The 25,937-nt window shown below is 44.1% G+C and carries 26 protein-coding genes and 1 riboswitch; of the genes, 18 read left to right on the plus strand and 8 right to left on the minus strand.

What is annotated here, in order from left to right:
* Window positions 1-51: 51 nt before the first annotated feature.
* Together BUR42_RS28755 and BUR42_RS28760 are read right to left on the minus strand one after the other, a co-directional pair.
* The gene (locus BUR42_RS28755) at window positions 52-1,236 is read right to left on the minus strand and encodes a homoserine dehydrogenase (protein WP_074242965.1); all 1,185 of its coding nucleotides are present in this window, start codon (window positions 1,234-1,236) and stop codon (window positions 52-54) included.
* Between the two features lie 3 nt (window positions 1,237-1,239).
* Window positions 1,240-2,418 carry a trans-sulfuration enzyme family protein gene (locus BUR42_RS28760; RefSeq protein ID WP_074242966.1) on the minus strand — a complete coding sequence of 393 codons (1,179 nt, stop codon included), beginning with the start codon at window positions 2,416-2,418 and terminating at the stop codon, window positions 1,240-1,242.
* Window positions 2,419-2,589: 171 nt separating this feature from the next.
* Window positions 2,590-2,701, minus strand: a riboswitch (SAM riboswitch).
* A 119-nt stretch (window positions 2,702-2,820) separates the two neighbouring features.
* Between BUR42_RS28760 and BUR42_RS28765 the strand changes: the two genes are divergently transcribed.
* Entirely contained in the window at window positions 2,821-4,137 is a 1,317-nt protein-coding gene (locus BUR42_RS28765; RefSeq protein ID WP_074242967.1) for a DUF2851 family protein, read from the plus strand.
* A gap of 217 nt (window positions 4,138-4,354) precedes the next feature.
* Here BUR42_RS28765 and BUR42_RS28770 read toward each other — a convergent pair whose 3' ends face one another.
* A complete protein-coding gene (locus tag BUR42_RS28770; protein WP_074242968.1) occupies window positions 4,355-4,762 on the minus strand; it encodes an OsmC family protein in 408 nt (135 codons plus the stop codon).
* A 162-nt stretch (window positions 4,763-4,924) separates the two neighbouring features.
* Between BUR42_RS28770 and BUR42_RS28775 the strand changes: the two genes are divergently transcribed.
* The 3 genes from BUR42_RS28775 to BUR42_RS28785 all read left to right on the plus strand — a co-directional run bounded on the left by BUR42_RS28775 (window position 4,925) and on the right by BUR42_RS28785 (window position 7,666).
* Window positions 4,925-5,755, plus strand: a complete 831-nt coding sequence (locus BUR42_RS28775; protein WP_143197623.1) for a hypothetical protein — start codon at window positions 4,925-4,927, stop codon at window positions 5,753-5,755.
* Between the two features lie 30 nt (window positions 5,756-5,785).
* Window positions 5,786-6,679 carry a lipoyl synthase gene (gene lipA, locus BUR42_RS28780; protein ID WP_074242970.1) on the plus strand — a complete coding sequence of 298 codons (894 nt, stop codon included), beginning with the start codon at window positions 5,786-5,788 and terminating at the stop codon, window positions 6,677-6,679.
* 72 nt (window positions 6,680-6,751) lie between these two features.
* Entirely contained in the window at window positions 6,752-7,666 is a 915-nt protein-coding gene (locus tag BUR42_RS28785; RefSeq protein WP_084185875.1) for a phosphodiester glycosidase family protein, read from the plus strand.
* Here the strand turns inward: BUR42_RS28785 and BUR42_RS28790 are convergent.
* The gene (locus tag BUR42_RS28790) at window positions 7,663-8,064 is read right to left on the minus strand and encodes an SdpI family protein (RefSeq protein ID WP_074242972.1); all 402 of its coding nucleotides are present in this window, start codon (window positions 8,062-8,064) and stop codon (window positions 7,663-7,665) included. The genes BUR42_RS28785 and BUR42_RS28790 overlap by 4 nt on opposite strands.
* Window positions 8,065-8,172: 108 nt before the next feature.
* Window positions 8,173-10,887 (minus strand): AsmA-like C-terminal region-containing protein, encoded by a 2,715-nt coding sequence (locus BUR42_RS28795; RefSeq protein WP_074242973.1) that lies wholly within the window; start codon window positions 10,885-10,887, stop codon window positions 8,173-8,175.
* An 88-nt stretch (window positions 10,888-10,975) separates the two neighbouring features.
* On the opposite strand from BUR42_RS28795, the gene BUR42_RS28800 reads away from it, so the two are divergent.
* The 12 genes from BUR42_RS28800 to BUR42_RS28860 all read left to right on the plus strand — a co-directional run bounded on the left by BUR42_RS28800 (window position 10,976) and on the right by BUR42_RS28860 (window position 17,960).
* Window positions 10,976-11,572 (plus strand): TrmH family RNA methyltransferase, encoded by a 597-nt coding sequence (locus BUR42_RS28800; RefSeq protein WP_074242974.1) that lies wholly within the window; start codon window positions 10,976-10,978, stop codon window positions 11,570-11,572.
* Window positions 11,569-12,033 (plus strand): TlpA family protein disulfide reductase, encoded by a 465-nt coding sequence (locus BUR42_RS28805; protein ID WP_074242975.1) that lies wholly within the window; start codon window positions 11,569-11,571, stop codon window positions 12,031-12,033. Before BUR42_RS28800 ends, BUR42_RS28805 begins: the two co-directional genes overlap by 4 nt.
* The gene (locus tag BUR42_RS28810; RefSeq protein WP_074242976.1) at window positions 12,030-12,524 is read left to right on the plus strand and encodes a hypothetical protein; all 495 of its coding nucleotides are present in this window, start codon (window positions 12,030-12,032) and stop codon (window positions 12,522-12,524) included. Before BUR42_RS28805 ends, BUR42_RS28810 begins: the two co-directional genes overlap by 4 nt.
* A gap of 313 nt (window positions 12,525-12,837) precedes the next feature.
* Window positions 12,838-13,428 (plus strand): hypothetical protein, encoded by a 591-nt coding sequence (locus BUR42_RS28815; RefSeq protein ID WP_143197624.1) that lies wholly within the window; start codon window positions 12,838-12,840, stop codon window positions 13,426-13,428.
* A gap of 97 nt (window positions 13,429-13,525) precedes the next feature.
* Window positions 13,526-13,981 (plus strand): RHS repeat domain-containing protein, encoded by a 456-nt coding sequence (locus BUR42_RS28820; RefSeq protein ID WP_262488021.1) that lies wholly within the window; start codon window positions 13,526-13,528, stop codon window positions 13,979-13,981.
* A 36-nt stretch (window positions 13,982-14,017) separates the two neighbouring features.
* Window positions 14,018-14,458, plus strand: coding sequence for a hypothetical protein (locus BUR42_RS28825; RefSeq protein ID WP_234979822.1), 441 nt, complete (start codon window positions 14,018-14,020; stop codon window positions 14,456-14,458).
* A 598-nt stretch (window positions 14,459-15,056) separates the two neighbouring features.
* Window positions 15,057-15,695 (plus strand): hypothetical protein, encoded by a 639-nt coding sequence (locus BUR42_RS28835; protein WP_074242981.1) that lies wholly within the window; start codon window positions 15,057-15,059, stop codon window positions 15,693-15,695.
* Complete coding sequence (locus BUR42_RS28840; protein WP_074242982.1) at window positions 15,692-16,210, plus strand: hypothetical protein; 519 nt, start codon at window positions 15,692-15,694, stop codon at window positions 16,208-16,210. The genes BUR42_RS28835 and BUR42_RS28840 overlap by 4 nt, the downstream gene beginning before the upstream one ends.
* 28 nt (window positions 16,211-16,238) lie before the next feature.
* Window positions 16,239-16,676 (plus strand): energy transducer TonB, encoded by a 438-nt coding sequence (locus BUR42_RS28845; protein WP_159442365.1) that lies wholly within the window; start codon window positions 16,239-16,241, stop codon window positions 16,674-16,676.
* Entirely contained in the window at window positions 16,673-17,233 is a 561-nt protein-coding gene (locus BUR42_RS29940) for a DUF7710 domain-containing protein (RefSeq protein WP_074242984.1), read from the plus strand. Before BUR42_RS28845 ends, BUR42_RS29940 begins: the two co-directional genes overlap by 4 nt.
* A gap of 11 nt (window positions 17,234-17,244) precedes the next feature.
* Complete coding sequence (locus tag BUR42_RS28855) at window positions 17,245-17,556, plus strand: hypothetical protein (protein ID WP_143197625.1); 312 nt, start codon at window positions 17,245-17,247, stop codon at window positions 17,554-17,556.
* A complete protein-coding gene (locus BUR42_RS28860) occupies window positions 17,553-17,960 on the plus strand; it encodes a hypothetical protein (RefSeq protein ID WP_074242986.1) in 408 nt (135 codons plus the stop codon). Before BUR42_RS28855 ends, BUR42_RS28860 begins: the two co-directional genes overlap by 4 nt.
* Window positions 17,961-18,246: 286 nt before the next feature.
* Here BUR42_RS28860 and BUR42_RS28865 read toward each other — a convergent pair whose 3' ends face one another.
* The 3 genes from BUR42_RS28865 to BUR42_RS28875 form a co-directional block, all read right to left on the minus strand.
* Entirely contained in the window at window positions 18,247-20,619 is a 2,373-nt protein-coding gene (locus BUR42_RS28865; protein WP_074242987.1) for a ribonucleoside-diphosphate reductase subunit alpha, read from the minus strand.
* A gap of 51 nt (window positions 20,620-20,670) precedes the next feature.
* Complete coding sequence (locus BUR42_RS28870; RefSeq protein ID WP_074242988.1) at window positions 20,671-21,642, minus strand: ribonucleoside-diphosphate reductase small subunit; 972 nt, start codon at window positions 21,640-21,642, stop codon at window positions 20,671-20,673.
* A 556-nt stretch (window positions 21,643-22,198) separates the two neighbouring features.
* A complete protein-coding gene (locus tag BUR42_RS28875) occupies window positions 22,199-23,752 on the minus strand; it encodes a hypothetical protein (RefSeq protein ID WP_074242989.1) in 1,554 nt (517 codons plus the stop codon).
* A gap of 172 nt (window positions 23,753-23,924) precedes the next feature.
* On the opposite strand from BUR42_RS28875, the gene leuC reads away from it, so the two are divergent.
* Both leuC and leuD read left to right on the plus strand, forming a co-directional pair.
* Window positions 23,925-25,322, plus strand: a complete 1,398-nt coding sequence (gene leuC / locus BUR42_RS28880; RefSeq protein WP_074242990.1) for a 3-isopropylmalate dehydratase large subunit — start codon at window positions 23,925-23,927, stop codon at window positions 25,320-25,322.
* A gap of 10 nt (window positions 25,323-25,332) precedes the next feature.
* Window positions 25,333-25,932: a 3-isopropylmalate dehydratase small subunit gene (gene leuD / locus BUR42_RS28885; RefSeq protein ID WP_074242991.1), complete on the plus strand. Its 600-nt coding sequence runs from the start codon at window positions 25,333-25,335 to the stop codon at window positions 25,930-25,932.
* Window positions 25,933-25,937: the final 5 nt, after the last annotated feature.

The raw sequence follows: 25,937 nt of genomic DNA on the forward strand, positions 1-25,937 counted from the left end.
GTAAAATAAAAAAACTCCGCCCTCTGCTGCGCGGCAAGGTCCCGGCAAAAACTAATGTTCCAACACCAGCAAATTCACCTCTTTATTCTTCAACCACGCCGCATCTTTTAATTTATCAAGGTTGATAGTCCCCACCACGTAACGGTAAGTAGGCGATTCATACTTCTCCGAAATATTGTAGAACTCCGTAAGATCAACCTGGTCAGGCCTGCTGTACCTCACATATACCTGCAATTGAAGGTCGTTAGTGAAAGTAGGCTGGTTGGATTGTTTGATCTTCTTATACTCGTAGCGGTAATTGTATAATAATGCAGAAATATCGCTTAGTACGGCACTGCCGGTAGCAGTACCACCTGCACCTTTACCCACAAAGAACTGCTTATCCGTGAACGCGCTTTCCAACAGAATACCGTTGTATTCATTATACACATCATAAAGCAGGTTGTGCTCCCTGATAAGATGTGGTAATACATAAGCATTCACATGCCCGTTCTGCCTGCGGCAGGTACCGATCAGTTTGATGGTACAGTTACGCTGGCGGGCAAACTGAATATCGAAATCATTCAGGTGGCTGATACCGAAGTTGTATACATTCTCAGGTTTCACAAACGTACCGAACGCATGCAGCAACAGGATCACGATCTTAAATTTAGGATCATATCCTTCAATGTCCAGCGTAGGGTCTGTTTCTGCGAAGCCGAGGTCCTGCGCCTGTTGCAGTGCAGTTTCAAAGCTGAGGTTCTCTTCAAATATCTTGGTGAGAATGAAGTTGGTAGAACCATTGCAGATACCTTCCACTGCATTCAGCAGATCGTTGTCATAATATTCTTCCAGGTTACGGATGATGGGAATACTCGCGCAGCTGGATGCTTCGTAGAGGAACGGAACTTTGTTCTCCACCTGCAGCTGATACAGTGCAGGCAGGTTCTCTGCGATCATACGTTTGCTGGCGCTTACCACCGCTTTACCATTCTTCAGGGCAGTGCTTACGATATTGAAAGCAGCGTCCGTTTCGTTGATCAATTCCACTACCACATCGATAGTAGGATCGTTAAGGATATCGTTAGGGTCCGTCGTGAAATAGCTCATGTCTATCGGACGGGGTTTACTGGGGTCTTTAATACAGATCTTTTTGATCCTTGCGTTGATACCTTTTGTTCGGTTCAGTACTTCATAGAGGCCCTGGCCTACACAGCCAAATCCGAAAATGCCAAGATTAATGTTCTTCTTTTCCATAGTTTATTGCAGTACAGTAATTTGTTTGCCGATAGGCTGATTAAGTTTATCCAAAGCTTGTTTAAGGTCATTGATGAGATCTTCCGCATCTTCGATGCCTACAGACAAACGGATGCAGGAATCCTGCAGCCCGGCCTTGCGACGGAATTCTTCAGGTATGTTGCGATGCGTCATTGTCACCGGGTGATTGAGCATGCTTTTTACGCCGCCAAAACTTTCAGCCAGTTTAAACAGCTTGGTAGCGTTTACAATACGGATCGCATTTTTGATCTGGTCTTCCTTCAGTGAAAAGCTCACCATACCACCATATCCTTTTTGCTGCTTACGTGCAATATGATGGTTCTTATGGGTAGGCAGCCCCGGATAGAATACCTTATCCACCGCAGGATGGTCTGCCAGGAAAGTAGCCACGGCAGTAGCGTTGGCACATTGTTTCTCCAATCGCAGCGACATGGTTTCTATCCCCCTGATCGTAAGCCATGCTTCAAAAGGACTGAGGATACTACCGGAGATATTCTGGTTAAACCTGATCTGATCTGCCAGTGTTTTATTATTCACCACAACCAGTCCTGCTATTACATCAGAATGGCCGGAGAGATATTTGGAGGCACTGTGGATCACAATATCAGCCCCCAGTGGAATAGGTTTCAGCAGCAGGGGAGTGGAGAAAGTATTGTCCACCACCAGCAGGATGTTATGCTGTTTGGCGATCTTGCTGATAGACTTGATATCAGAGATCTTCAAAGTGGGATTGGTGGGAGATTCCAGCCAGATGATCTTCGTTTTCGGCGTGATCTTCTCCAGCACTTTATCAATATCGCTGGTATCAACAAAATTCACTTTGATGCCAAAGCGCTCGAACATGGCGTTAAAGATCTGGAAGATCCCACCGTAGGTATCTTCCACAGCCATGATCTCATCACCACTCTTTAATAATTTCAATACGGCATCTATGGCAGACATTCCACTGGCAAAGGCGAATCCTGCATAACCCTCTTCCAGGCTGCAGATCAGGTCTTCCAGCACTTTTCGCGTGGGATTATTGGCCCGCGAAAATTCGAATCCTTTATTAATGCCCGGGCTTTCCTGCACAAACGTTGAAGTTTGGTAGATCGGCACCGAAATGGCTCCCGTCAGTTCATCTATCGGGATGCTGTGGATCAGTTGCGTAGATGGTTTCATGGTCGATCAATGTTTTTACGAAACGAACAAGCCGTTGCGATTGCGATTCACTGTAAACGTGTAAGTTCTGAATTTTCAGCTTAATGTGCAGAAAGGAGCGGGCATAAAAAAAGCCCTTCCGGGGTTGGAAGAGCGTAAGCAATATAATGATGCTATCGTAATATCTCTGCCAACTTATCTTTCCCCTTATATAGGGGCCGGAATTAGCACCTTTTTTCCGTGTAACCGGAATTGGTTGCTAAGGCTTCGCAGGGCCAGTACCCTCTGCCTTTCTGGATAAGTGATGTTTAAGAACTGTGCGCAAAGGTAATGGTAGAAGGGCCAGATTTCCAAATACGGTCTCAGAATTTCGATTTTTAATAATTTTTGTAGTAATTTATTGACGGTTTGTAATAGTATTTTATGTTTGTTGACCCATTATTCTCAGAGGAATTGCTGCAGCATATCTGGCAATTCGGTTTGTTCGACCAGCGCCACCTTTCCACCATCAGGGGAGAGCCCATCACCATTATCAAAGCCGGGATCCTTAACCGGGATGCCGGGCCGGACTTTACAGCAGCCAGGGTCCGCATCGGCGGAGTGGAATGGGCAGGGAATGTAGAATTGCATTATCGCAGCTCGGATTGGCGCAAACACGGCCACCATCGCAATCAGCGCTATGATAATGTGATCCTGCATGTGGTTTTTGAACACGATACCGATGCCCTGAACATTCCCTGCCTGGAATTGCAGCAGCGGATCCCTAAAATGCTGCTGAAGCGCTACCAGCAATTAAAAGAGGAGGCTGCCTTTGTTCCCTGTACCCCTTTATTACACCGGATCACGGAAGAAGATTGGCAAACCTGGAAGGGTAAACTCATGCGGGAGAGGTTTGAACGTAAAACCAGCCTCTTTTTGAACTGGCTGCAGCAGAATCATTTTAATTGGGAGGAGGTTTGTTTCCGTGCTATGGCACAGGGTTTTGGCATGCCGGTGAATACGGATGCCTTTCTGCAACTGGCCCAATCCATGCCCTTTGTATTACTGGCCCGTCAGCGGCCGCATTTACAAAGACTGGAATCTCTGCTGTTCGGGCAGGCTGGTATGCTGGCAGGAAGTTTTAAAGATGCCTATCCGCAGCAGTTGCAGGAAGAATATCGTTTCCTGCAGCATAAACATCAACTGGAACCTTTGCCATCCCATGGCTGGCGTTGGCTAAGGATGAGGCCTTCCGCTTTTCCTACTATGCGGATCGCCTGTTTTTCCATGCTGCTGCATCATACCCCGCATCTCTTTTCCCGCATCCTTGAAACAGAAGACCTGCCATCGCTGGAGAAACTTTTTTTCGTAGCACCTTCCCCGTATTGGGAAGATCATTACCGTTTTGATATCCCCGCCATACGTACTGCCGGGATCGGAAAAGGCACGGTGCATCACATCCTCATTAACACGGTTATCCCCTTATTACATTTATACGGCAAACACATGGGCCTGCCTCAATACCCGCAAAGGGCGGCCAGGTTCCTCCAACAATTGCCTGCTGAAAATAACCGTATCATTCGCGGCTGGGCAGCAGAAAATACCATAGCGGCTTCCGCCTGGGATTCCCAGTCTTTGCTGCAATTAAAACAGTATTACTGTGAGGAAAAGAAGTGCCTGGAATGTATGGTAGGCCGGCGTTTGATCAGAGGTGCCGATGTGAATGAATGCCGGGAGGATGAGTTGGGCTTTGAACTATAAAAAGCCCTGCCGCAGCAGGAGAGGTGTAGAGCATTACAAGACCACCGCTGTAGGTGCAAATCAGAGATTAAACAGAACAGGTTAAACGGGTTCCTGCCGTCAAAAAGTCCCGCCGCAGGCAAAGATAGATTAAATGAATTCCTTCCATCGGAGAGCCCGCCGCAGGCGTAAACCGGATTAAACAGAACGCAGTTCTGTTTAATCCGCCTAAAAAATATTACCAGTTAAAGGTCACATCCTGCTTAATGTCCGGGTGCACACTCTCAGCCACAGGGCAGGTAAAAGCCACATTCTCCAGGATCTTCTGATCTTTTTCCTCCAATCCATGCCCTGCCGGAAAATCAAACTGGATCTTCACCCCAATAATCCTCCGCGGCTCAGTCCCCATGATCTTTTCCACACTTACCGCCGTACCATCAATATTCCATCCCTTATCCCTTGCTTTAATTCCCATGATCGTAAGCATACAGGAACCAAGGGCCGTCGCCACCAGGTCACTCGGCGAAAACCGCTCTCCTTTTCCGTTATTATCCACCGGTGCATCCGTTTCTATTACCGTACCTGACCGGAGATGCTTTGCTGTAGTTCTGAGTTCGCCATTGTAAAGGATCGCTGCTGTTTGCATGATATATGAATTTGTCTGTAAAATAAGTGTATTTTTAGTAAATCCGCCTATACGAAGGTACGCCTGAACTACTGCCAACTCTCAACAAATTTGTCTATGTTTGTATAGGAATAAAACATAAAACGTATTCAGGCGTTTAATTAAAATATAATCGCGCTCACGGTGAAAAAAATAAATGTACTCTTACTATTATTGCTGACTTCCACCATGCTCTATGCCCAAAGTAGCCGGCAATCCAAAAAGGAGGAAAAGGAAGAGAAAAGGCTCAGGAAGATCTCACTTTTCAGGGAGATCGAAGAAGGGGATAACCTCTTTAACAGGGAGTTTTCCGGTGGCGCCCGCCTTAATACAGACGGATGGACGGGTTTCCTGGAAATGGGCTTCCGCAAGAACGCCTCTTTCGTGAACTACTTCCAGTTCGAATTTTCAGAAAAAAGAGATCCCAAACAGGATCGTGCTTCCAGGGTATTGAATTCCCAGATGGGCTACACCATCAGCACCACCCCCTTTGTATATGGGAAAAAGAATAATTTCTACCAGGCCAAACTGGGCGTGGGGCAGAAATACCTCATTGGAGGAAAAGGCAATAAGAACGGTGTGGAAGTGAATGCCATCTATTATGGTGGTCTGTCCCTCGGCCTCGTGAAGCCTTATTACCTGGACCTTATGAATGATTCCGGCGATCCCAATAACCGCCGGACAGTAAAGTATTCCGAAGATATACGGGAGGATTTCCTGAACCGTGACCTGATATACGGCGCCGGCGGCTTTACCAAAGGCTGGAGCGAATTGAAAATGAACCCCGGGCTGCATGCCAAGTTAGGGTTCCGCTTCGATTGGGCCAAGTTCAATGAAGTAGTCTCCGCCCTGGAAGTAGGTATAAACGCCGAATATTACACCAAAAAGGTGGAAATCATGGTGGATGACGCTGGTAAGTCCTTCTTTTTCAATGCTTATGTAGGAATACAACTGGGGAAACGCTGGAATAAGTAACTTTGTATCTTATTAAAGAAAGGATTTGCGATGCAAGAATTACCCGTAATCGCAGCTGAACCAGCTGCGCCGAGAGTGAAAAAGCCCGACTGGCTGCGTGTGAAACTACCAATCGGAGAGAATTACAGGCAGGTAAGGAACCTGGTAGACACACATAAATTACACACCATCTGCGAAAGCGGAAATTGTCCAAATATGGGCGAGTGCTGGGGAGCCGGTACTGCCACTTTCATGATCCTGGGCAATGTCTGTACCCGAAGCTGCGGATTCTGCGCCGTAGCCACCGGTCGCCCTGAACCGGTTGATTGGGATGAACCCCAAAGGGTGGCAGAAGCCATCTACCTGATGAAGGTAAAACACGCCGTTATCACTTCTGTTGACCGCGATGAATTAAAAGATGGTGGTTCCATCATCTGGGCCAATACTATCAAAGCTGTTCGCGCCCTCAATCCTGATACCACCATGGAAACCCTGATCCCTGACTTCAGAGGCATCTGGGAAAACCTGGAACGTGTGATCGAAGCTGCGCCGGAAGTGGTATCCCACAACCTGGAAACAGTGGAACGTATGACCAAACAGGTGCGTATCCAGGCCAAATATCACCGTAGCCTTGAAGTGATCCGCCGCTTAAAAGAAGGTGGCATGCGTACCAAAAGTGGCATCATGTTAGGCCTTGGCGAAACCAAAGAAGAAGTGGTACAGGCTATGCAGGACCTCGCAGACAATGGTTGTGATGTAATAACCCTGGGTCAGTACCTTCAACCTACTCCCAAACACCTTCCCGTGATCCGCTTTGTACATCCTGATGAATTTGCAGAGCTGAGAGAGATCGGTTACAACATGGGACTGGACTATGTAGAAGCCGGACCACTGGTTCGTTCTTCCTACCATGCTGAAAAACACATTTTCAGCGGCAGAAAATAACAATACTATTACCATGATATTAAAAGGCTAAAGAGGCATACTCTTTAGCCTTTTATTTTTCTATTTTGCGGCATGAAACGGATACTACTATTGCTCCTGACAATTCCGTCCTTCGCATCTGCACAGCTGCGCTGGCACCTCTCCGAAACACATAACCAGGGCCTGCCGGATGGCGTGAAGGTATATGAAACAACAGATTCATTAGACGGCAAACCGTTCAGGGCTTTTTACCTGGAGGCAGACCTGAAAGATCCGCAGCTGGAATTCAGTGTAAGAGAAGGGAAAGGGAAACGTTATACACCTGCGCAGTATGATAGCATCGAAGGGCCCAATGTGATCGCTGTCATGAATACTACCTTTTTCTCCTTCACTACCAACAGAAGCCTCAACCTGGTAGTACATGAAGGGAAAGTAGTGGATGTGAACCCCAAATCCGTAAAGAACAAATATTTCACCCGTTCTGCTTTTGGCCTCGACCGTAAAGGCCGCCCGGACATTGCCTGGGTATATAATGTTGGAAAGAAAGAAGTGCCCTATGCATATGATGTACCCAATACTGGTAAGATAAACGGAACGGATACCATCTGGCAACAACCCGGAAAAAGGGGCGCGCATAAATGGAAGATGAAAGAAGCCGTAGGCGGGGGCCCTATCCTCGTGCAGAATGGGCAGCCTTATATAACCCCGGCTGAAGAAGGTATGGGAGGATCATTACTTCTTTTCCATCCCAGAACGGCGATCGGGTATACGGCAGATCACAAACTGATCATGATGGTGATTGAAGGAAGGAATAAAGGAGTAGCAGAAGGTGCTATCTTCCCGCAAATGGCAAAGATCTTTACAGACCTGCATTGTGTGGAAGCCATGAATATGGATGGCGGCGGTTCTTCTGCTTTGTTCGTAAACGGAAAGAACACCATCAAAACATCTGATGGATCACAAAGACCGGTACCCGCTGTGTTAATGATCAAACGAAAAGCACCTTAGCCAACATCCACACCATCTTTCTTATCTCCTTTTCGTTCCCCGTCTTCATCAAAGACTTGTAACAGATGCCACTCCGTCATGCCCGTCATCAGCAACGCGCAGAAAATAACCGGGCAGATGGTGAGGTACAGGAAGGCATCCGTTTGTGTTTTGAACAACAATGCCATTAACAGTCCGAAAGGGATCAGCACGTAAGCCATGCAACGGGAAAGATAAGCGGCATACTGATTGGCTTCATGCCAGGTTTTCTCATTAATAGTAGAGGAGAAGGTGCGGTAGCCATACCAGGCTTTCATACTGCGAGGGGGGTATTTCCGGATCATGAAACCCATGAAGAGGAAGAGCAGTCCTGCTAACAAACTGGCATTACAGAAGGGGCTGTAGATAATGCTTTGCATAAAAAAACGTGGCATAACGTATTTACACCGCTATACCACGTCTTTAAAACACTTTTCACGATTGTTTTGTTGAGTTGGCTGATGCTTTTTTACAATTCACCAGTCCTTCTATTGTTTTGTGGAGTCTGCCGGTGCTTTTTTGCGGTTCAGCAGTCCTTTTAATGTATTATTCAGTGTTTTCTCCGCAGCTTTCCCTGCATCCTGTAATGGTTTGCCTGATTGGGTACTGTCCTTATTGCCCAGCAGCTGTTTTTTCAATTCATCTTTCACGGCAGAAGCCACTTCTTTCTTCACCGATTGCAAAGAATCTTTTACAGTGTTCTTAATAGTATCCACTTTATTCTTTACCAATGCCGTAGCCTGATCTTTCAGGTTATTGGCGGCGTTACCCGCTACTTCTTTCAGATCAGTTTTCAGGGATGGTTTCAGCAAACTTCCACCCATCAGTACATTGAGATAAACCGTATCACTAATGGTAACAGGGATGCCTTTATTATTCGCCTGTGTAACCAGGTTGTTCACCAGGCTGTTTCCCTGCTGGCCCAGCAATGCACGGGGCAATGCCAGTTGCATGGTGTAGTCCATAGACTGATCAAAACCATGTGAACCACCAATTAACATGTTCATGTTAGAAAGCTTCACACGGAAAGGGTTCACCTTCATGCGCCCGTTCTCAAATGCGAAATAGTTCTTGATATCCCTTACAGAAATATCTTTCAGGGAATTCACATTCAATTGCGTAGCCAGTTGGTCCAGCGGAGCGAATTTCTTCAGGAAGCCCTGTATCAGCAGCAGGTTACCATCTCCTGTAAGTGTGCTGAGGTCTGGGGACATGTCCTTGCCCAGCTTACCTTTCATCGTCAATTGCGAACTCAGTTTACCACTCAGGAATTGTGCGATGGGCATGAGCTTCTGTACTGTATTGAAAGCTTTAAAGGTTTGCTGGATATCCAGTTCCTTTACATCGTAGGTAAGACTGATATCAGGATGCAGTTTGTCTGTTTTTGTAGAGTAAGTACCATCTACTTTCATGCTTCCCTGCAGCGTATTCCCTTTGATATCCTTCATGGTTACCGTCTGATCGCTGATCAGCAAAGTACCGGATAACCCGGTGAGGTCTACTTTATCATAATGCACTTTATCAGCCTGGGCCTGTATTGTGAAATCGAGGTTATTGGGAACAGCAAAAGGAACTGCCGCTGCAGTATCGGCAGGTTTGGCATCCGTACTACCTTCCGTATTGCCGGTAGCCATCCATTTATCAAGATTGATGTTGTCCGCTTTCAAAGCCAGCCGCCCATTCAGCGCATCGTTGCGGAGTGCGTAAGCCAGCAGGTTATTTACTTCACCGGTTGCGGAGAAATTAGTTCCGAGGTATTGCCCCATGAATTCCTGTACCGTTACATTCTTTGGATTGAACTGCATCAGCAGGCTGGATACTTTCACGCCATCAGGATAATCCTTGCTGCTGTAAGCCATGTTATTCACCGCCAGTTTTCCGGAGGCGTCGAAGTTTTCATATTGCTGCTTTTCTATGGCACTCATATATCCCCGCGCTTTCAGGTCCGCATCCAGTAATCCGCTGAGTTTGGTGCCTGCTTCCAGTTTCACGAACTGCATCACTTTGCTGAGGTCCAGTTTACCTTTGGCAGCAGCATCCAGGTAAAGGTCAGATACCGGTGTTTTTACCATCAGGCGGAGGTCTACAGGGCTTTCATCCATTTCAAGATGAGCCTGTGGTACATCCACGATGGTATGGTCAGGTACACCATCCGGGTTACTAACGTTCACGGCTAACTGAATGTTCTTCACCGGCTTAGGCAGGTCAGGATATTGGAAGAAACCATTCTTGATGGTCAGGTGTAATCCATATGCCGGTAATTGCTCCGGTGTATAGGTACCTTTCACAAAACCTGAAAAGGTAGTGCTGCCACTGGTTTTGATACTGGCAAAGTCCTGGGAGTAAATGGCCGGGATCAGGGAGAGGATGTCTTTGAAGTCCGTAGAAGGCGCATCGAATTTGATATCCATTTTATAGGTGCTGTCGGTCAGCAGCTGGATAAACCCTTCTGATGCAATCTTCAGGTTGTTAACTGAGATCTTATCCGTTTTGAAAGCGTAGGTGCTTGTTTTATTGGCGATATTGATATCTGCGAGGATTTCTGCCTTTGCATTAAGCAGGTAAGGAATGAACCCTTGTGCATAACTAACTGATTCCGCAGTAGTAGTGGTTTGCAGGGTGAATTCATCCTGGGAGAAATCTCCTTTTCCTTTATGGTTCAGCTGCTCGATGGTCAATGCCATATGTCCCTGGCGGTCAGTGTATTTGATAGTGGCATCCTCAATACTGTATTGCTGCAGGCTGAGGGCAAATTCACTTTGTGCAGTATCTGCGGGTGCTGTAGCGGAGGTAGTGGTATCAGGTTTAGTGATATCCCAGTTGGCACGGCCTTGTTCATCCACGGTGGCGTAAATGCGGGGCTGTTGTAATACTACGTTGTAGATATCGATATTATCCCCTTTAATGGCGCTCATGAGGTTCATGGCCAGGTCCAGGCGGCGTACGGCCAGCAGCGTATCTCCTTCAAAATGATTTACGCCGGTGATGGATAATTCTTCCAGTGCTACCGCTAAGCGGGGAAATCTGCGGAAGAGGCTGATATCCACATCTTTAAAATCTACTTTGGCATTCAGGTTTTTGTTCAGCTCAGTCTTCAACTTCGCCATGATCTGGCCCTTAAAGAAATAGGGAATAGCGATCAGTAATCCGATTATTACGAGCAATGTGATCCCGATACCTTTCAGTACCTTTTTTAACTTCATAGGATGCTTTTTATTAAACAATGTCTAAAGATAGCAAATCACCCCACCTAAACTTAATTTCTGTTAATTTTGCCATTAAATTAACAACATGACGCCGGAAAGGAAAGAAAGGCTCTTATCAGTATTAAACAAACGGCAGGCCAATCTGACAGTGGTATTGGAAAACGTGGAAGACCCGCATAATATTTCAGCCGCCATGCGCACCTGCGATGCCGTTGGTATCCAGGATATGTATGTACTGACTAACAAAACACCCCGCCGCCATTGGGGAAGAAGAAGTTCTTCCAGTGCGGACAAGTGGCTGACCATCCATCAGTACACGGATGTAAATGAACTCTTTGCCGTATTGCGCCAGCGATTCGATAAAATATATACCACCCATCTTTCTTCAGATGCCGTAAGCCTCTATGAACTGGATTTTACCGGTTCTGTGGCTTTAGTATTCGGTAGTGAGCATTATGGGATCAGCGAAGAAACCCGTGCCCTGGCAGACGGGAATTTTATTATTCCCATGCAGGGGATCATCCGTTCCCTGAATATCTCTGTGGCTTGTGCTATCAGCATCTATGAAGCCATGCGCCAGAAAATGGCGGCCGGCCATTATGAACAGCCCAGTTTGCCTGCAGCACAGCGGGAAATGTTGTTAAACGAATGGGGATTTAAAGAAGAAGACCTTACAACATGAAAAAGCTTTTACCTGTTTTATTATTTTTTTGCCTTCCCGCCTTTTCGTTTTCGCAGGAAGTGACGCGTATTAAAGCCTCCGACCTGGATCAATTGATGCAGTATAAAGATAGCCCTGTAGTGATCAATCTCTGGGCCACCTGGTGCGGGCCCTGCATTAAGGAAATGCCTCATTTTGTAAAACAGGCGGCGAAATTCCCGCAGGTGAAATTTGTTTTCCTGAGCCTTGATATGAAGGATGCGTATCCCGCACAGATCACCAAGTTTGCACGCAGGCATAAGATCCGTTCTTCCCTTGTATGGCTGGATGAATCTAACGCCAATAAATATGCGGCAAAGATTGATCCGCGTTGGGAAGGAAGTATACCTGCTACTATTTTTATTAATAAAGGAGGATACAGGAAATTTGTGGAGGGGATGATAAAGGAAGAGGAATTGATCAAAGAACTGCGCTCCCTATGAAAATGCGCGATTACCTTCAGCAGAAGAAGTCTGAAAACTACCAGGACGCAGAAGCCAGGGGTTTGCTGAAAGCTGGTGCCGTAGCAATACTTCTTTCTAAAAAATTCAATACAAAGATATCTGCGAAAGAGTTGATCCCCTTTGCCCAGGAATGGCATCATGCAGGTATATTCAAAGTGGGAGACCGGCTGAAGGGGAAAAGGGTTTATTTCTTTCATCCTTCTCAGGTAGAAGATATCCCTTTGGAAAAGATCCTGCAGAACAGGACGCCTGTGGTCGTAAAAGATATCGTGCAGGGCTGGTACCCCCAATTCTTCAAAATGACAGATCCGGTTACCCGCAGAACATCTTCCAAACCGTTTCTGGGCATCTATAAGGGCCCGGCTAATAAAGCCCCGAAGGGTTTCAAATCATTGAATGAAGAGCAGTTGGCAAGTGCGGAGAAACAGCGGGGGAGGGCTTTGAAACCTTTTGAGGATTGTGTATTTTAAGTGATGCTGAAATAAATAATAGCACTATGAAGATCCTGCTTAGTTTGTTTCTTTTTTTGACCCATTTCAGGCAGGACAAATTATTGCTGATCCAACTATTGAAACAGTTCAGCTTAAGCATAGTGGTAAAGGACGGTTTGGTGAAGCAGGCTGGTTAGCTAATGAAGACGAACAAGGGTTAGATAAGAGTAAAATCACAACGAATACAAATAATAGTGTTAATCATTCTATTCATTCATTTATGAGCGATATTTCAAAATTAGCGGAAGGTACATTACAAGTGGGATGGTAAAAATTGGATAAAACAATAGTTATGGTAATCGTCAGAAAATTAGCATATATTTTATTTTTTTCGTATTGTCTCTTAAACTCCTCCTGTGGGGAAGTAAGGCTTAAACGTTTTACACCAAAGGAGTTTGTAAACAATGTAAATGTTCCTAGGGCACAGTATATAAGAGACAGTATTCAAATACAAGACACATTAAAAAGTTATTTAAAAGAACATCGATATTCATTTTATTCTAAAGAATATTTTGACTCAACGCAAATTATCATTGATACTATTATTTATGATAATTCGCACAAAAAGTTTATAGTTTTTGTTATGGTTAAGAACCCAACAAATAGGCAAGTTCAGCCGAATAGTAATTGGTATTTTGACGCGACATCTTATATCGGAGCCAAAAGCGGTGAAGATATTAGATTAGCTTGGGTTGGGCCTAATTTTAGTAATGCAGTCAACCAATCAGAATTATCAAATATTATAAGAAGTGCCTATTTTACGGAGTTTGCAACCTCCGACACCATTGGGAACAATATGTACAAGTATAATATGAACGATACTCGCTTTTGGCAGTCATCTATATGGGAGAAAATAAACAAAGTGAGCGGTGAAAGCCGCTAGTAGAGATGTATTATTATCAGTGGTTATTATGTTATCATGTTGAGTTTGGGAAATTCTCATGAAAGCATGAAGGAAGTATTGATATTGGTCAGAAATAATAAAGCTACAACATAATGAGTTCAGCAATAGCAGTGGTTTAGAGTGGTATGACTATGGAGCAAGGATGCAAGACCCTCAGATAGGTAGATGGCATGTGGTTGATCCTCTTAGTGAGATATCAAGAAGATGGAATCCATATAATTACGCTGCTAATAATCCTATACGCTTCATCGACCCTGATGGCATGAGCATAGAAGATTCGCAGAATCAGGAAGGTAAAAAGGATTTTCAGGATTTTTTGAGAAATGAAAGAGATAGGCAAGTTGGGAGAATGGTCCTAACTAAAAGGACTCCTCAGCCGGATAGGAAAGGACTTATAGTACAAGCAAATCAGGGCAACCTCAGGAAACTGCCAGAGGCGATGAAAGCTTATCGTGAATTAATTAAAAAGGTTCCTGATCCAGCAAGAACACAAGCAATTAGGGAAAAGATACTGGATCTACTGCTTAAATAAAATTTTGGTATGCTGATAGTTCACTTTCTCCGGGATATGTTCAAGCTATACTATGTTGCCAACATGGTAGATTCTGATGGGCTTAACATCAATGATGTGGTTTATAGAAAAGAATTAAACTCAAAAGATAATGAGGGGTTTATAGGTTTTTTTGATTGGCTCAGGGCAGATGAGAGTATAATCGTAGGCATTCGAATTTGTTATTTTGAAAACCAGCCATACAATGAACTATTGAGACATCTTCCATATATACGCCCTACTTTTGATGGTAAATGCATGGAGTTGTTGTTTGGAGAAAATACTTACAATCCAGACCTTAGCGGTGATCAGGATTTTACTAACAATTATGTATTCAAATCAAAAGGTGGTGATTACTTATTTACATTTGGATTAGATCACTTGACGGATAAAGAACTCAGCAGCCTGTTAAAGTATTGTGAAGCATTGAATAGAGACAGTTTGCAAACAGGGCATTAGTAAGACGATATTAATTAATATCATAATTTCATAAAGCCCCCACAGTTTGCGGGCCCTTATCGTTTACTGGTTATGCGCTTTTTTACTTTAAAATCTCTGAATGCCGTATCTGGGGGGAGGGATAAATTTTCTAGTCTCTCAGGCAGTTGGGAAATATCTTCCAGGGGTTAAGGCACCTGTTTATCCGGGTCCATTTTTGTTTTACCGGAGAGGAATTTGAAACCTTTTTTGAAGATTGCGGATTCTAATAGCCGTACTAGGAAATAGATGAATAAAGTTTGTTCCTTTTATCAACATATACTTATGGATTTTTTAATAAAAGGCATCCTGGCTATACTATTGAATGCAATAGTCTTTTTTGGATTGCAGTTCATTAGCGAGGTTTTACATTTTACTTTTATCGGAAAGTATTCGGAAAATATCTCACTGGTTTTTGTTGTTGCTCAAATTGCTATGGTAGTGATCATTTATTGGGGAAAATGGGCTGTAAAGGATTTGTATGTAGTGCTGTTAAGTATAATTCTGGTGTTAGTGTTATATTTTCTGGACCGTTAGATTACTGGGAAATATATCTCTTGATTAATCACTATATAGCTATATGAGAAGAAGTATAATCATTACCATATTGATCCTAAACTACCTTTTCCTGTCTGGCCAAAGCCTGAAAAGAAAAAGCCTGACAAAAGCTGATAAGGAGCATACCGTCAGATGGCGTTATGAATATCGTAGCAAGGAAGGTTTTTTTGGCGAATCACTATTACTATTTAAGAGCGGGAGATATAAATATGAAGCAGGTGGCTGTCTTCAGGGCTTTTTCAGCGAAGGGAGATGGGCAGTTGTGGGTAATGAAATGATATTAAATAGTGATGTAAAGAAAAATGATGTTCCCGTTTCAGTATCTTATACCAACGATACATCAGACATCGTAAATGCATTTAAGTTTGGTATAGTCCGGAATAGAAAAGGAGATCTTATGACAGATGCTTTCGTGATTATTAACAATGATAGTGTCAAATGTTTGCCTATGGCGGGGGGATGTGTTGGAACTTATAATAGGATAGACAGTGTAAGGCTGCAATTTGAGAACGGATTTACTTCCAGGTGGATGGGGATAGCAAATAATGATAAGCATGTATTGATAAGAGCGGAGGTTGACATTAAGATAGAAGGTTACAAGTCATTTGATAATGTTAAGTACCGGCTGCATGGTAAGTTACTGATCCCTGATAAACAATGAAAAGACTTCTAAGTGGCATTTTCTTCTTACTATTCCTTAATAACTGTAATAATACAGCCGGGAAAGCGGAGGTATTAGCAACAGTACTGAAAGGCTTTGGCCGGCATAGCTATTTTGTAAGCGTAAAGGTGAAGGACGGAAACCAATATGTGATCACTAACACTGAGCTATACCTATACTTTAAGCAAAAAGAGGGTTTTGATGAAAAGAGGTATCAGAGCTATATGATGTCTGTTTTAAGCAATGCAAGTATCTTGACCGTAGACACTACGTTCCTGGCCAAATTCCAGTTTAACAAAGTAGACAGGATGGAAGAAATCGTAGATGCCGCAATCATTTTCAGAAGATATTTTAATAAGACACCAGAGAATTACTGGCTGAAGGATGGTGTTTCTGATAGGAAGAAGGTTTATCTTATCAATGCTTTATTTGATAAGAACATCGTTTCCAGGATTGATGATGAGTCCGGCTCCCTGATAGTTCCTTACTGGCAGTTCAAAGATGAAAAACAATGATGGTAGATCTAAATCAAGAAGGCCAGATATGAAATATTTGTTGCTCATTATCTTTGGTCTGGGACTGGGGACATTTTCTTCCCAGGCTCAAACAAAAAACTGTAGTTCTGAATACGATTCTTTGTTAAAAAGAAAGGTCTATACCTTTGTTGACCAAATGCCGGAATATCCTACTGGTGAAGCTGAAATGGTAGCGTTCTTTGCAAAAAACCTTCGATATCCTGACCATCAGGAGTCCGTTCAGGGCCGTGTTAGTTTGGTTTTTATAATAATGGAGGATGGCAGGATAAAGGGAGAACGCATTCCTCATAAAAAGCAGAATGAGCTTACACCTATCGATAAAGAAGCGCTAAAGGTTCTAAGGAAAATGCCTGCCTGGAAGGCTGGAACATGTGGAGGAAAGAAGGTGCCGGTTAAATTTAGCTTACCTATCAGCTGTTTAATGCCAATAAAGGAACAACCATGAGCAAAACAAACATGCCGGAATATGTATGGGTCTTTAACGGAGATAACAGCCGTTTTTCCAGTGGTGTTTTCCAGAGCATGGAGAAAGCAGAAGAATGGATTGCAATAAACAGGCTTAGTGGCATATTGACTAAATACCCGCTCGATACAGGCGTTTATGAGTGGGCTATCCAAAATCGCCTTTTTTCAGTCAAGAAAGAAGAACAAAAGCATCCGGCATTTATTGGGAGATTTACTTCTGCCAGCCTGGATCATTTTCATTATGAGAATGGAAAGAAGGATGATGCAACAGCGGAAAAACAACAGTCTGAAACAGTACCGCTGGAATCATTGCCGAAAATATTCGCCGATTTTAATAACAATGATACTTTGGGGCGTATTCGTTTAAACACAAATGGTACTATGAGAGACCTTGCAAAGCTAAATATCAAATTAGAAGAAGGGCTTGTTTTGTTATTGGATGATACCGAATTGTCAACCAGGGGAGTAGTTCAATTTTCCGAAATAGAAAATATTTGGGTAGTTGTTGTAGATTGGGACCATCTGCATAATCAATAAAAGAGACTATGATGTCAACTCTAGTAAATCATCAGAGAGAAAATGAGGCATCACAAACGATCAGGCAATTAGGCAAGGGCGGTGCTTTGTATCTCATAGTAACAAGTGGTGTTGAAATTGATAAGGAGATAGATGCATATACCTCTGAGAATGGTGTTACTGTAGCTGTAATGTTTGCTTATGAAAATCCTGAAAAAAAGGCAGTAGATAAGAAAGGAAACTTTACCGGTGTTTATTCTACTGATAAAAATGGAAAACAAATAATCATTTCGATTGCTGATTGGAACAAGCAATTTGAGAAACAAAACCCGAGAGGGCAATGAAAAAAATAAAATTTTCACTCATAGCCTCTGCTATATTGGTTGTAAGTTCTTTTGTGCCGATTATTCAAGTTTTGATACTAACGGCAAATGGCGCATTTTTGAGCCTATTTACAAGTAGTGATACCAAGATTATTTTATTGATAAATGGGATTGCTTTTTTGCTAATGCTTGTACTTTTTTACTTTGCTAAAACTACTGCTGCAAAGGTCTTTTCAATATTTGGGTTCTTGCTCTTCTTCCTACCTCTATTTTTTTATTCAACAGGGGATTTATTTATAGACGAAACAGGAAATCTACGATTAGAAAATCTTTATTTTCTACAGTTCTTGTTAGCAGGAATTGCAGCAGGTGTGTTGCTTACTGTAATAGAACTTATGAAAGCAAAAGCCCCGAAATATATGTAGTGCCCTCTATAAGTGTCTAACTTTTTGGGACACTACAAAGATATCAGTATGAACTTAATCCACATTTAGCTAGTGAACTAATGATGCTAAATTTGAGTTATATCGCCTATGCTATGAAGAATATTCAAAACTTCCGAGGAAATATTTAAGCAGTTATAAAAAGAGTTTTTAAAAAAAGGTAACTACTATATTCAAGCCATTGGATGAATCTCTGCTTGATTACAGAAACAAAAAAGTCTTGGAAGCACAAGGCTCCCAAGACTTTTCTAATATCTAAAGTCAGCAATTATGCACTGCAGGTAACACAACCTTCTTCCATCGTGCACACAGCCCCTTCAGGAACTTCCAGCTCCATCACATCTCCGGAATTAACTACAGGTACCATGTTCTGGCCACCTTGTTTTTCCACCGTGAACTGAACCGCTTGCGTAGCAGCTTGTGTACGCAGGTAGTACATACCGGTTTTGAGACCTTTCTTCCAGGCGTAGAAGTGCATAGAAGTAAGTTTGGATGCAGATGGTGTATCTACGAACAGGTTGAGACTTTGTGACTGGCAGATGAATGCGCCACGGTCTGCCGCCATATCAATGATCGTACGTTGTTTGATCTCCCATACTGTTTTGTACAGTTCCTTGATATTGGATGGGATCTCAGCAATATTCTGTACGGAACCATTAGCTGCGATGATCTTGTTCTTCATGTCATTATCCCACAGGCCCAGTTCTACCAGGTCTTTCAGCAGGTGTTTGTTCACTACCACAAACTCACCGCTCAATACACGGCGGGTGTAGATGTTGGAAGTGTATGGCTCAAAGCACTCGTTGTTACCCAGGATCTGAGAAGTAGAGGCAGTTGGCATAGGTGCCAGCAACAGGGAGTTGCGTACACCATGTTTCTTGATCTCTGCTTTCAGGCCAGCCCAATCCCAGCGTGGAGATGGAGTAACGCCCCACATATCATATTGCAGGATGCCTTTGGAAACAGGAGAACCTTCGTATGTTTCATATGCACCATCTTTCGCAGCGAGGTCTTTAGAAGCAGTCAATGCAGCAAAGTAGATGGTTTCAAAGATCTCTTTATTCAGTTGTTGAGCCTGTGCGCTTTCAAATGGATAGCGCAACAGGAAGAACGCATCGGCCAAACCTTGTACACCCAGGCCGATAGGACGGTGACGCATGTTACTGCGGCGTGCTTCTTCAACAGGGTAGTAGTTGGTATCGATGATCACGTTCAGGTTCAGTGCAGCCTGGTAAGTTACATCATACAATTTCTGATGATCGAACTTGCCATCGATCACAAAGCGTGGTAATGCCAGTGATGCGAGGTTACATACGGCTACTTCATCAGGAGAAGTGTACTCGATGATCTCTGTGCAAAGGTTGGAACTCTTGATAGTACCCAGGTTCTGCTGGTTGGATTTGCGGTTGGCAGAATCTTTATACAGCAGGTAAGGTGTACCGGTTTCGATCTGTGCATCGAGGATAGCGAACCAGAGGTCCTGTGCTTTTACGGTTTTACGTGCGCGGCCTTCTTTTTCGTATTGTGCGTACAGTTTTTCGAATTCTTCACCCCATGTATCTGCCAGTCCTGGTGCTTCGTGAGGGCAGAACAGGCTCCAGTCTCCACCAGCTTCAACACGTTGCATGAAGAGGTCTGGCATCCAGAGGGCATAGAACAGATCGCGCGCGCGCATTTCTTCTTTACCGTGGTTTTTACGGAGGTCAAGGAATTCAAATACATCAGCATGCCATGGCTCCAGGTAGATAGCGAAAGCGCCTTTGCGTTTTCCACCGCCCTGATCTACATAACGTGCAGTATCATTGAATACACGCAACATGGGGATGATACCATTAGAAGTACCATTGGTACCACTGATGTAAGAGCCTGTTGCGCGGATATTGTGAATGCTTAAACCTATGCCACCAGCACTCTGAGAGATCTTGGCAGTTTGTTTCAGTGTATCATAGATACCTTCAATGCTATCTCCCTGCATCGTCAGCAGGAAGCAGCTGCTCATTTGTGGTTTAGGCGTACCTGCGTTGAAGAGGGTAGGCGTGGCATGTGTGAACCAGCGCTCGCTCATCAGGTTATATGTTTTGATAGCAGCGTCGATATCATTTCTGTGGATACCAACAGATACACGCATGAACATATGCTGAGGGCGCTCAGCGATCTTGCCGTCTATTTTCAGCAGGTAAGAACGTTCCAGTGTTTTGAAACCAAAGTAGTCAAAAGCAAAGTCGCGGTCGTAGATGATCGTTGAATCCAGGATGTCTGCATTATCCCTGATGATCTCCCATACCTCATCGCTCAGCATACCAGCTGGTTTGCCGGTTTTAGGATCGATATAATCGTATAGTTTCTTCATCGTTTTGGAAAACGACTTCTCAGTATTCTTATGCAGGTTGCTCACCGCAATACGGGAAGCAAGCTGTGCGTAGTCAGGATGTTTAGTAGTAAGTGAAGCAGCGGTTTCTGCAGCCAGGTTATCTAATTCAGTGGTCGTAACACCATCGTACAGTCCCTGAATTACCTTTTTTGCCACATCGATAGAATCAACATATTCCGGCGCGAGTCCATAGCACAATTTCTCTACTCTTGCTGTGATCTTGTCAAATTTGACAGACTCTTTTCTGCCGTCTCTTTTTATAACGAACATGGTGTAATGGATTTAATGGGTGATGAATATATGGAGGTTAGTAGTATTTTCTTAAAAGTCTTCATCAAGGCTGAACGTATTTGCTTCTTTGCCACCGATCACGCCTGATTTTTGATAGTCACCTACCCGTTTTTCGAAGAAATTGGTTTTTCCCTGTAAGGATATCATTTCCATAAAGTCGAAAGGATTGGTTGCATTGTAGATCTTCTTGCAGCCGAGCTCGCTGATCCAGCGGTCTGCCACAAATTCGATGTATTGTTTCATCAGCTCGCTGTTCATGCCGATCAATGCAGCAGGCAAAGCGTCTGTAATAAATTCTTTTTCTATCTCTACGGCATCGCGGATGATCTCGTGTACTTCTTTTTCATCCAGTTTGCCGTTCAGCATGCTGTAAAGCAGGCAGGCAAATTCGCAGTGTAATCCTTCATCACGGCTGATCAGCTCATTGGAGAAGGTCAGGCCGGGCATGAGGCCGCGTTTTTTCAGCCAGAAGATGGAGCAGAAACTTCCACTGAAGAAAATACCTTCTACGGCAGCAAAAGCTACCAGGCGCTGTGCGAATGTGCCGTTGTTGATCCAACGCAAAGCCCACTGAGCTTTTTTGGTAACAGCAGGGATGGTATCAATCGCATGGAAAAGGCGGTTCTTCTCAACAGGATCGCTGATATATGTATCGATCAGCAATGCATATGTTTCAGAGTGGATGTTTTCCATCATGATCTGGAAACCATAAAAACAACGTGCTTCAGGGATCTGCACTTCACTCATGAAGTTCACGGCCAGGTTCTCGTTCACAATCCCGTCAGACGCAGCAAAAAATGCCAGTACGTGTGAGATAAAGTGACGCTCTCCGTCATTCATGTTATTCCAATCTTTCAGATCACTGGAAAGGTCAATTTCTTCGGCAGTCCAGAAACTGGCTTCGTGGCGTTTATAGTGTTCCCAGATGGCGGGGTAGTTTATCGGGAGGATTACAAACCGGTCTTTGTTTTCCTTCAGTAATATCTCATTCTCGTTACTCATAAAAAATTTATAATATGGTTATGACTGTCCAATGTTTTTCGAATAAAGACGCGGGCCCGACGGTAGATAACAATCCGTAAAATTGGAAGGGTCACTCACACCATAACCTTAACTCGCGAAATACTTTGAAAATTAAGTTCTAAGGGTTGTTTTTCTAACGATAGAAGCCCATAGAATTTAACCAAGACTGTTTGCAAATCTAATGATCAAAGGGGTGGGAGAAAGGCAAAAGTTCCTAACAGATGTGGATAAAGAATACCGCTTTTTTCAAGAGGTAGCAGGGGTGTACAATACGGACTTTTGCACATATAAAAGCAGGTCGATGGTATAATATATTTGTAAAATGTGTTAAAAAACTGGCACGAAAAATATAAAAAGAAATTACAAAAAATATGTATTCCTGAATTACTGATCAGCAATGTTTTGATGAATGTTTGATCAGTAAAGTAAACAACAGTGGGATGTTTTGGCCACGCCGAGCGTTAACAGGATTCTTCTATGGTATTTTAATTTAATGTTATCATTTGGGATGTGCACATTTCCCATTGTGGATAACTCAGATCCGAGGTACTTTCCCTATGAATTTCTTCCTGATCACCGTCTGCACCGGAATCCCCTCTATCTTGCTTTCCAGCCAGGAAACAATATCCAGGTACAGGTAACTCCTGCGTTCAAAAGGATTCTTTGCGATCTGTTCCAGTTTTCCTTTCAAGTCCTTAAACGCCGTGCGCAGCGCTTTGGGATTGGCATACATATTCTTACGAAGGAATTTCAATATTTCCTCCAATACAAGGCTAAGGTCTTTATGTTTCGCAATGAAGTGATAGACGGACTTGATCAGGTATTCCACCAGGCTGTAGTTCTCCAGTTCATAGTGCGCTATCAGGTGCAGGATCCGTGCAAAACATTGAATATCTGCCCGCAGATTACCAATACGCAATTGAATGATCTTATTCAGGTACACAATGGCATTATCGTTATCCCCGCTGCCAAAATATAAACACGCGATCTTGTAATAGAATACCAATACCCGATGCTGGTCTACCGTTAACTGGTGTTCTGATATTTTCTCTTCTACTTCGGCCACTAATGAAAGCCCCTCTGTGAAGGTGCCATCCAGGAAGTGGCTGTTGATCTTACCGGTATAGAGGTACACGAATGCAGAAGTACGGGTATTTTCGTTGAGGCTTTCCTCCTTTTCAATGATGAACTTTTCCATCACTCCCAGCACCTCAATGAACCTGTCGTGGTTCATGGTATGGAAATGTGCCGTGAGCAGATTATGTAAGGCCTTGATGTACAGGTCTACATCCGTATCCTTCAAAGAAGGATATTCGGTAAAGAGGTCCACCCACTTCTGGGTATAGCGGTAATACATCAGGAAATCCTGCAGGATGTAATAATACCAGCAATAGGCCTGGTACAGGTATACCCTTTCATAGAAGCTCATGCCTTGTAAAGGCACTACGGGCAGGTTGGAGTCGAAAAAGCTTTTCAGCATGTGCACGTCCTTCACATCCCTGGCATGCCCCAGTTTAAGGTACATTCCATACATGCGGAGCGCAAGTGTGGACAACTTGCTGACGTTATTGAGCTGCTCGTTGATAATACGGGATTCGTCACTGAGCTCATCTGCGCGGTTATCCAGGCTGCGGGTGATATGCCGGGTTTCGATCAGCTTCTCAAATTCCACGATCTCGAAATACAGCATTACCTCTTCCTGTTCCCGGGCACTCACTTTGGCTTTTGCCAGGATCTTGAGGCTTTGGTTATACAAGCCTTTATTGTAAAGTACCCTGGCATAATCCAACTGCTCCCGCAGTTCGATCAGGGGGTCCTTGGTTTTATACAGGAGCCGTAAAGTAGTGAGTAAGTGTTTGTATAAATGGGCTTTTACATTGCTCAACTGTTGTTTCTTCAGGTCCGGGATCCGCTTCAATACCTCGGCTTCGTCGTACTCCTTCAGCTTGTCCAATGTCTGGAACAGCTGAATGAACAGTACGTCCTCTTTAGTGTTATCCCGGTTAAAAGCCAGTTGAAAATTCCTTTTTTCGGCCTTCGTAAGCGTTTTAATCAATATAAATAGCGCATCATTCTGCGAGTTGGACATCGTTGATACTGGATTATAAATAATTGATCCTTAATAGGTTAATGGCGATACCTAGCGGTTGCGAATCGTAATAATGACAAATTTAACGAACTGTGGTTTAAATGTGTCAATTAGATTTGAATGAGTAAAACTGATAAGAAAAGCAAATATAGGGTGTAAACGTAAACTACACATGGGTAAAACATTATTTGACAAGATTTGGGATAGTCACATTGTGGCTGCTAAGCCGGGTTTCCCGGATGCCGTGTACATCAATACACATTTTATACATGAAGTAACCAGCCCCCAGGCGTTTGACGGATTAAGGAAAAGGAATATACCCGTTTTCAGACCAGCCAAAACCAGGGCTACAGCAGATCATAACGTGCCTACCCTGGAACAGCACCTTCCCATCAAGGAAGCACTGAGCAGGAAACAGGTAGAAATGCTAACAAAGAACACTGCAGAATTTGGGGTGGAATTATACGGATTGGGCCATCCTTACCAGGGGATTGTGCATGTGATAGGCCCGGAACTGGGTATAACCCTTCCCGGCATGACGATAGTTTGCGGGGACAGTCATACTTCCACACACGGGGCCTTTGGTACCATTGCCTTCGGGATCGGTACTTCCGAAGTAGAGCAGGTACTGGCCACCCAGTGCATCCTGCAATACAAGCCCAAAAAGATGAAGATTGAGGTGAACGGGCAATTGAAGAAAGGGGTGGTTTCCAAAGACATTATCCTCTATATCATTGCGCAGATCTCTGCTTCCGGCGCTACGGGTTATTTTGTGGAATATGCCGGAGAGGCCATCCGCAACCTGAGCATGGAAGCCCGGATGACCATCTGTAATATGAGTATCGAAATGGGCGCACGTGGCGGATTGATTGCACCGGATGCCACCACTTTTGAATATATCAAAGGCCGTGAGTTTGCACCGAAGGGGGCAGACTGGGATAAAGCCCTTGCTTACTGGGAAACACTGAAAACGGATGAAGACGCGGAATTTGATGCCGTACTCACCTTTGATGCGGCGGATATTGAACCCCAGATCACTTATGGCACTAACCCGGGAATGGGCATAGGGGTTACCCAACACATTCCTTCCCTGGGAGAGATAGACGACAAGGAAAAACCTTCTTTCTCCAAATCCCTGCAGTACATGGATCTGGAGCCAGGCAGCCAGCTGCTGGGAAAGAAAGTGGACTATGTGTTCATTGGCAGCTGTACGAATTCCCGGATCGAAGACCTCCGCATGGTGGCAGACTTCGTAAAAGGAAAACGCAAAGCAAACGATGTAACGGTTTGGATCGTTCCCGGCTCCAAACAAGTGGAAGCACAGGCTATTGCAGAGGGAATAGACAAAGTGTTTGAAGCAGCCGGATTCCAGCTGCGCCAACCGGGTTGTTCTGCCTGCCTGGCCATGAATGAGGACAAAATACCGGCAGGGAAGTATTGCATTGCCACTTCCAACCGTAACTTTGAAGGCCGCCAGGGCCCCAATGCCCGTACTTTCCTGGCAAGTCCGCTAACTGCAGCAGCTGCCGCTATTACCGGAAATGTAACGGACGTGAGAGACCTGATCTAATTAAAACACCATGGACAAGAAATTTTCAAACCTGGTATCCACTGTGGTACCTTTACCGATAGAAAACATAGACACAGACCAGATCATCCCGGCCCGGTTCCTGAAAGCTACCACCCGTGAGGGCTTTGGTGAGAACCTGTTCCGCGACTGGCGTTTTGATGATCAACAGGTGCCGAAAAAGGATTTTGTACTCAACAACCCCCTGTATAAAGGGCGCGTACTGGTAGCCGGCAAAAACTTCGGTTGCGGCTCTTCCAGGGAACACGCTGCCTGGGCATTGGGAGATTACGGGTTCAAAGTAGTAGTAAGCAGTTTCTTTGCAGATATCTTTAAGAACAATGCATTGAATAACTTCATCCTGCCCATCCAGGTAAGTGATGATTTCCTGCAAAAGATCTTTGCCGCCGTTGAAAAAGATCCTGCCGCTGAACTTGAAATTAACCTGGAAGAGCAGTACATTAAAATATTGGCTTCCGGAGAAAAGGCATCTTTCGATATCAACGCATACAAAAAAACGTGCCTCCTGAACGGTTATGACGACATCGATTACCTGCTCAGCCTAAGCAATGAAGTAGCAGCTTATGAAAGAACAAGACCATTTAATTTCTAAATAAC

The organism is Chitinophaga niabensis (assembly GCF_900129465.1).
GTDB lineage: Bacteria > Bacteroidota > Bacteroidia > Chitinophagales > Chitinophagaceae > Chitinophaga > Chitinophaga niabensis.

Excerpts from the sequence above, each read along its gene's own strand:
- BUR42_RS28755 (WP_074242965.1), bottom strand. The coding sequence starts at position 1,236 with ATGGAAAAGAAGAACATTAATCTTGGCATTTTCGGATTTGGCTGTGTA.
- BUR42_RS28760 (WP_074242966.1), bottom strand. The coding sequence starts at position 2,418 with ATGAAACCATCTACGCAACTGATCCACAGCATCCCGATAGATGAACTG.
- BUR42_RS28765 (WP_074242967.1), top strand. The coding sequence starts at position 2,821 with ATGTTTGTTGACCCATTATTCTCAGAGGAATTGCTGCAGCATATCTGG.
- BUR42_RS28770 (WP_074242968.1), bottom strand. The coding sequence starts at position 4,762 with ATGCAAACAGCAGCGATCCTTTACAATGGCGAACTCAGAACTACAGCA.
- lipA (WP_074242970.1), top strand. The coding sequence starts at position 5,786 with ATGCAAGAATTACCCGTAATCGCAGCTGAACCAGCTGCGCCGAGAGTG.
- BUR42_RS28785 (WP_084185875.1), top strand. The coding sequence starts at position 6,752 with ATGAAACGGATACTACTATTGCTCCTGACAATTCCGTCCTTCGCATCT.
- BUR42_RS28790 (WP_074242972.1), bottom strand. The coding sequence starts at position 8,064 with ATGCAAAGCATTATCTACAGCCCCTTCTGTAATGCCAGTTTGTTAGCA.
- BUR42_RS28795 (WP_074242973.1), bottom strand. The coding sequence starts at position 10,887 with ATGAAGTTAAAAAAGGTACTGAAAGGTATCGGGATCACATTGCTCGTA.
- BUR42_RS28800 (WP_074242974.1), top strand. The coding sequence starts at position 10,976 with ATGACGCCGGAAAGGAAAGAAAGGCTCTTATCAGTATTAAACAAACGG.
- BUR42_RS28805 (WP_074242975.1), top strand. The coding sequence starts at position 11,569 with ATGAAAAAGCTTTTACCTGTTTTATTATTTTTTTGCCTTCCCGCCTTT.
- BUR42_RS28810 (WP_074242976.1), top strand. The coding sequence starts at position 12,030 with ATGAAAATGCGCGATTACCTTCAGCAGAAGAAGTCTGAAAACTACCAG.
- BUR42_RS28815 (WP_143197624.1), top strand. The coding sequence starts at position 12,838 with ATGGTAATCGTCAGAAAATTAGCATATATTTTATTTTTTTCGTATTGT.
- BUR42_RS28825 (WP_234979822.1), top strand. The coding sequence starts at position 14,018 with ATGTTCAAGCTATACTATGTTGCCAACATGGTAGATTCTGATGGGCTT.
- BUR42_RS28835 (WP_074242981.1), top strand. The coding sequence starts at position 15,057 with ATGAGAAGAAGTATAATCATTACCATATTGATCCTAAACTACCTTTTC.
- BUR42_RS28840 (WP_074242982.1), top strand. The coding sequence starts at position 15,692 with ATGAAAAGACTTCTAAGTGGCATTTTCTTCTTACTATTCCTTAATAAC.
- BUR42_RS28845 (WP_159442365.1), top strand. The coding sequence starts at position 16,239 with ATGAAATATTTGTTGCTCATTATCTTTGGTCTGGGACTGGGGACATTT.
- BUR42_RS29940 (WP_074242984.1), top strand. The coding sequence starts at position 16,673 with ATGAGCAAAACAAACATGCCGGAATATGTATGGGTCTTTAACGGAGAT.
- BUR42_RS28855 (WP_143197625.1), top strand. The coding sequence starts at position 17,245 with ATGTCAACTCTAGTAAATCATCAGAGAGAAAATGAGGCATCACAAACG.
- BUR42_RS28860 (WP_074242986.1), top strand. The coding sequence starts at position 17,553 with ATGAAAAAAATAAAATTTTCACTCATAGCCTCTGCTATATTGGTTGTA.
- BUR42_RS28865 (WP_074242987.1), bottom strand. The coding sequence starts at position 20,619 with ATGTTCGTTATAAAAAGAGACGGCAGAAAAGAGTCTGTCAAATTTGAC.
- BUR42_RS28870 (WP_074242988.1), bottom strand. The coding sequence starts at position 21,642 with ATGAGTAACGAGAATGAGATATTACTGAAGGAAAACAAAGACCGGTTT.
- BUR42_RS28875 (WP_074242989.1), bottom strand. The coding sequence starts at position 23,752 with ATGTCCAACTCGCAGAATGATGCGCTATTTATATTGATTAAAACGCTT.
- leuC (WP_074242990.1), top strand. The coding sequence starts at position 23,925 with ATGGGTAAAACATTATTTGACAAGATTTGGGATAGTCACATTGTGGCT.
- leuD (WP_074242991.1), top strand. The coding sequence starts at position 25,333 with ATGGACAAGAAATTTTCAAACCTGGTATCCACTGTGGTACCTTTACCG.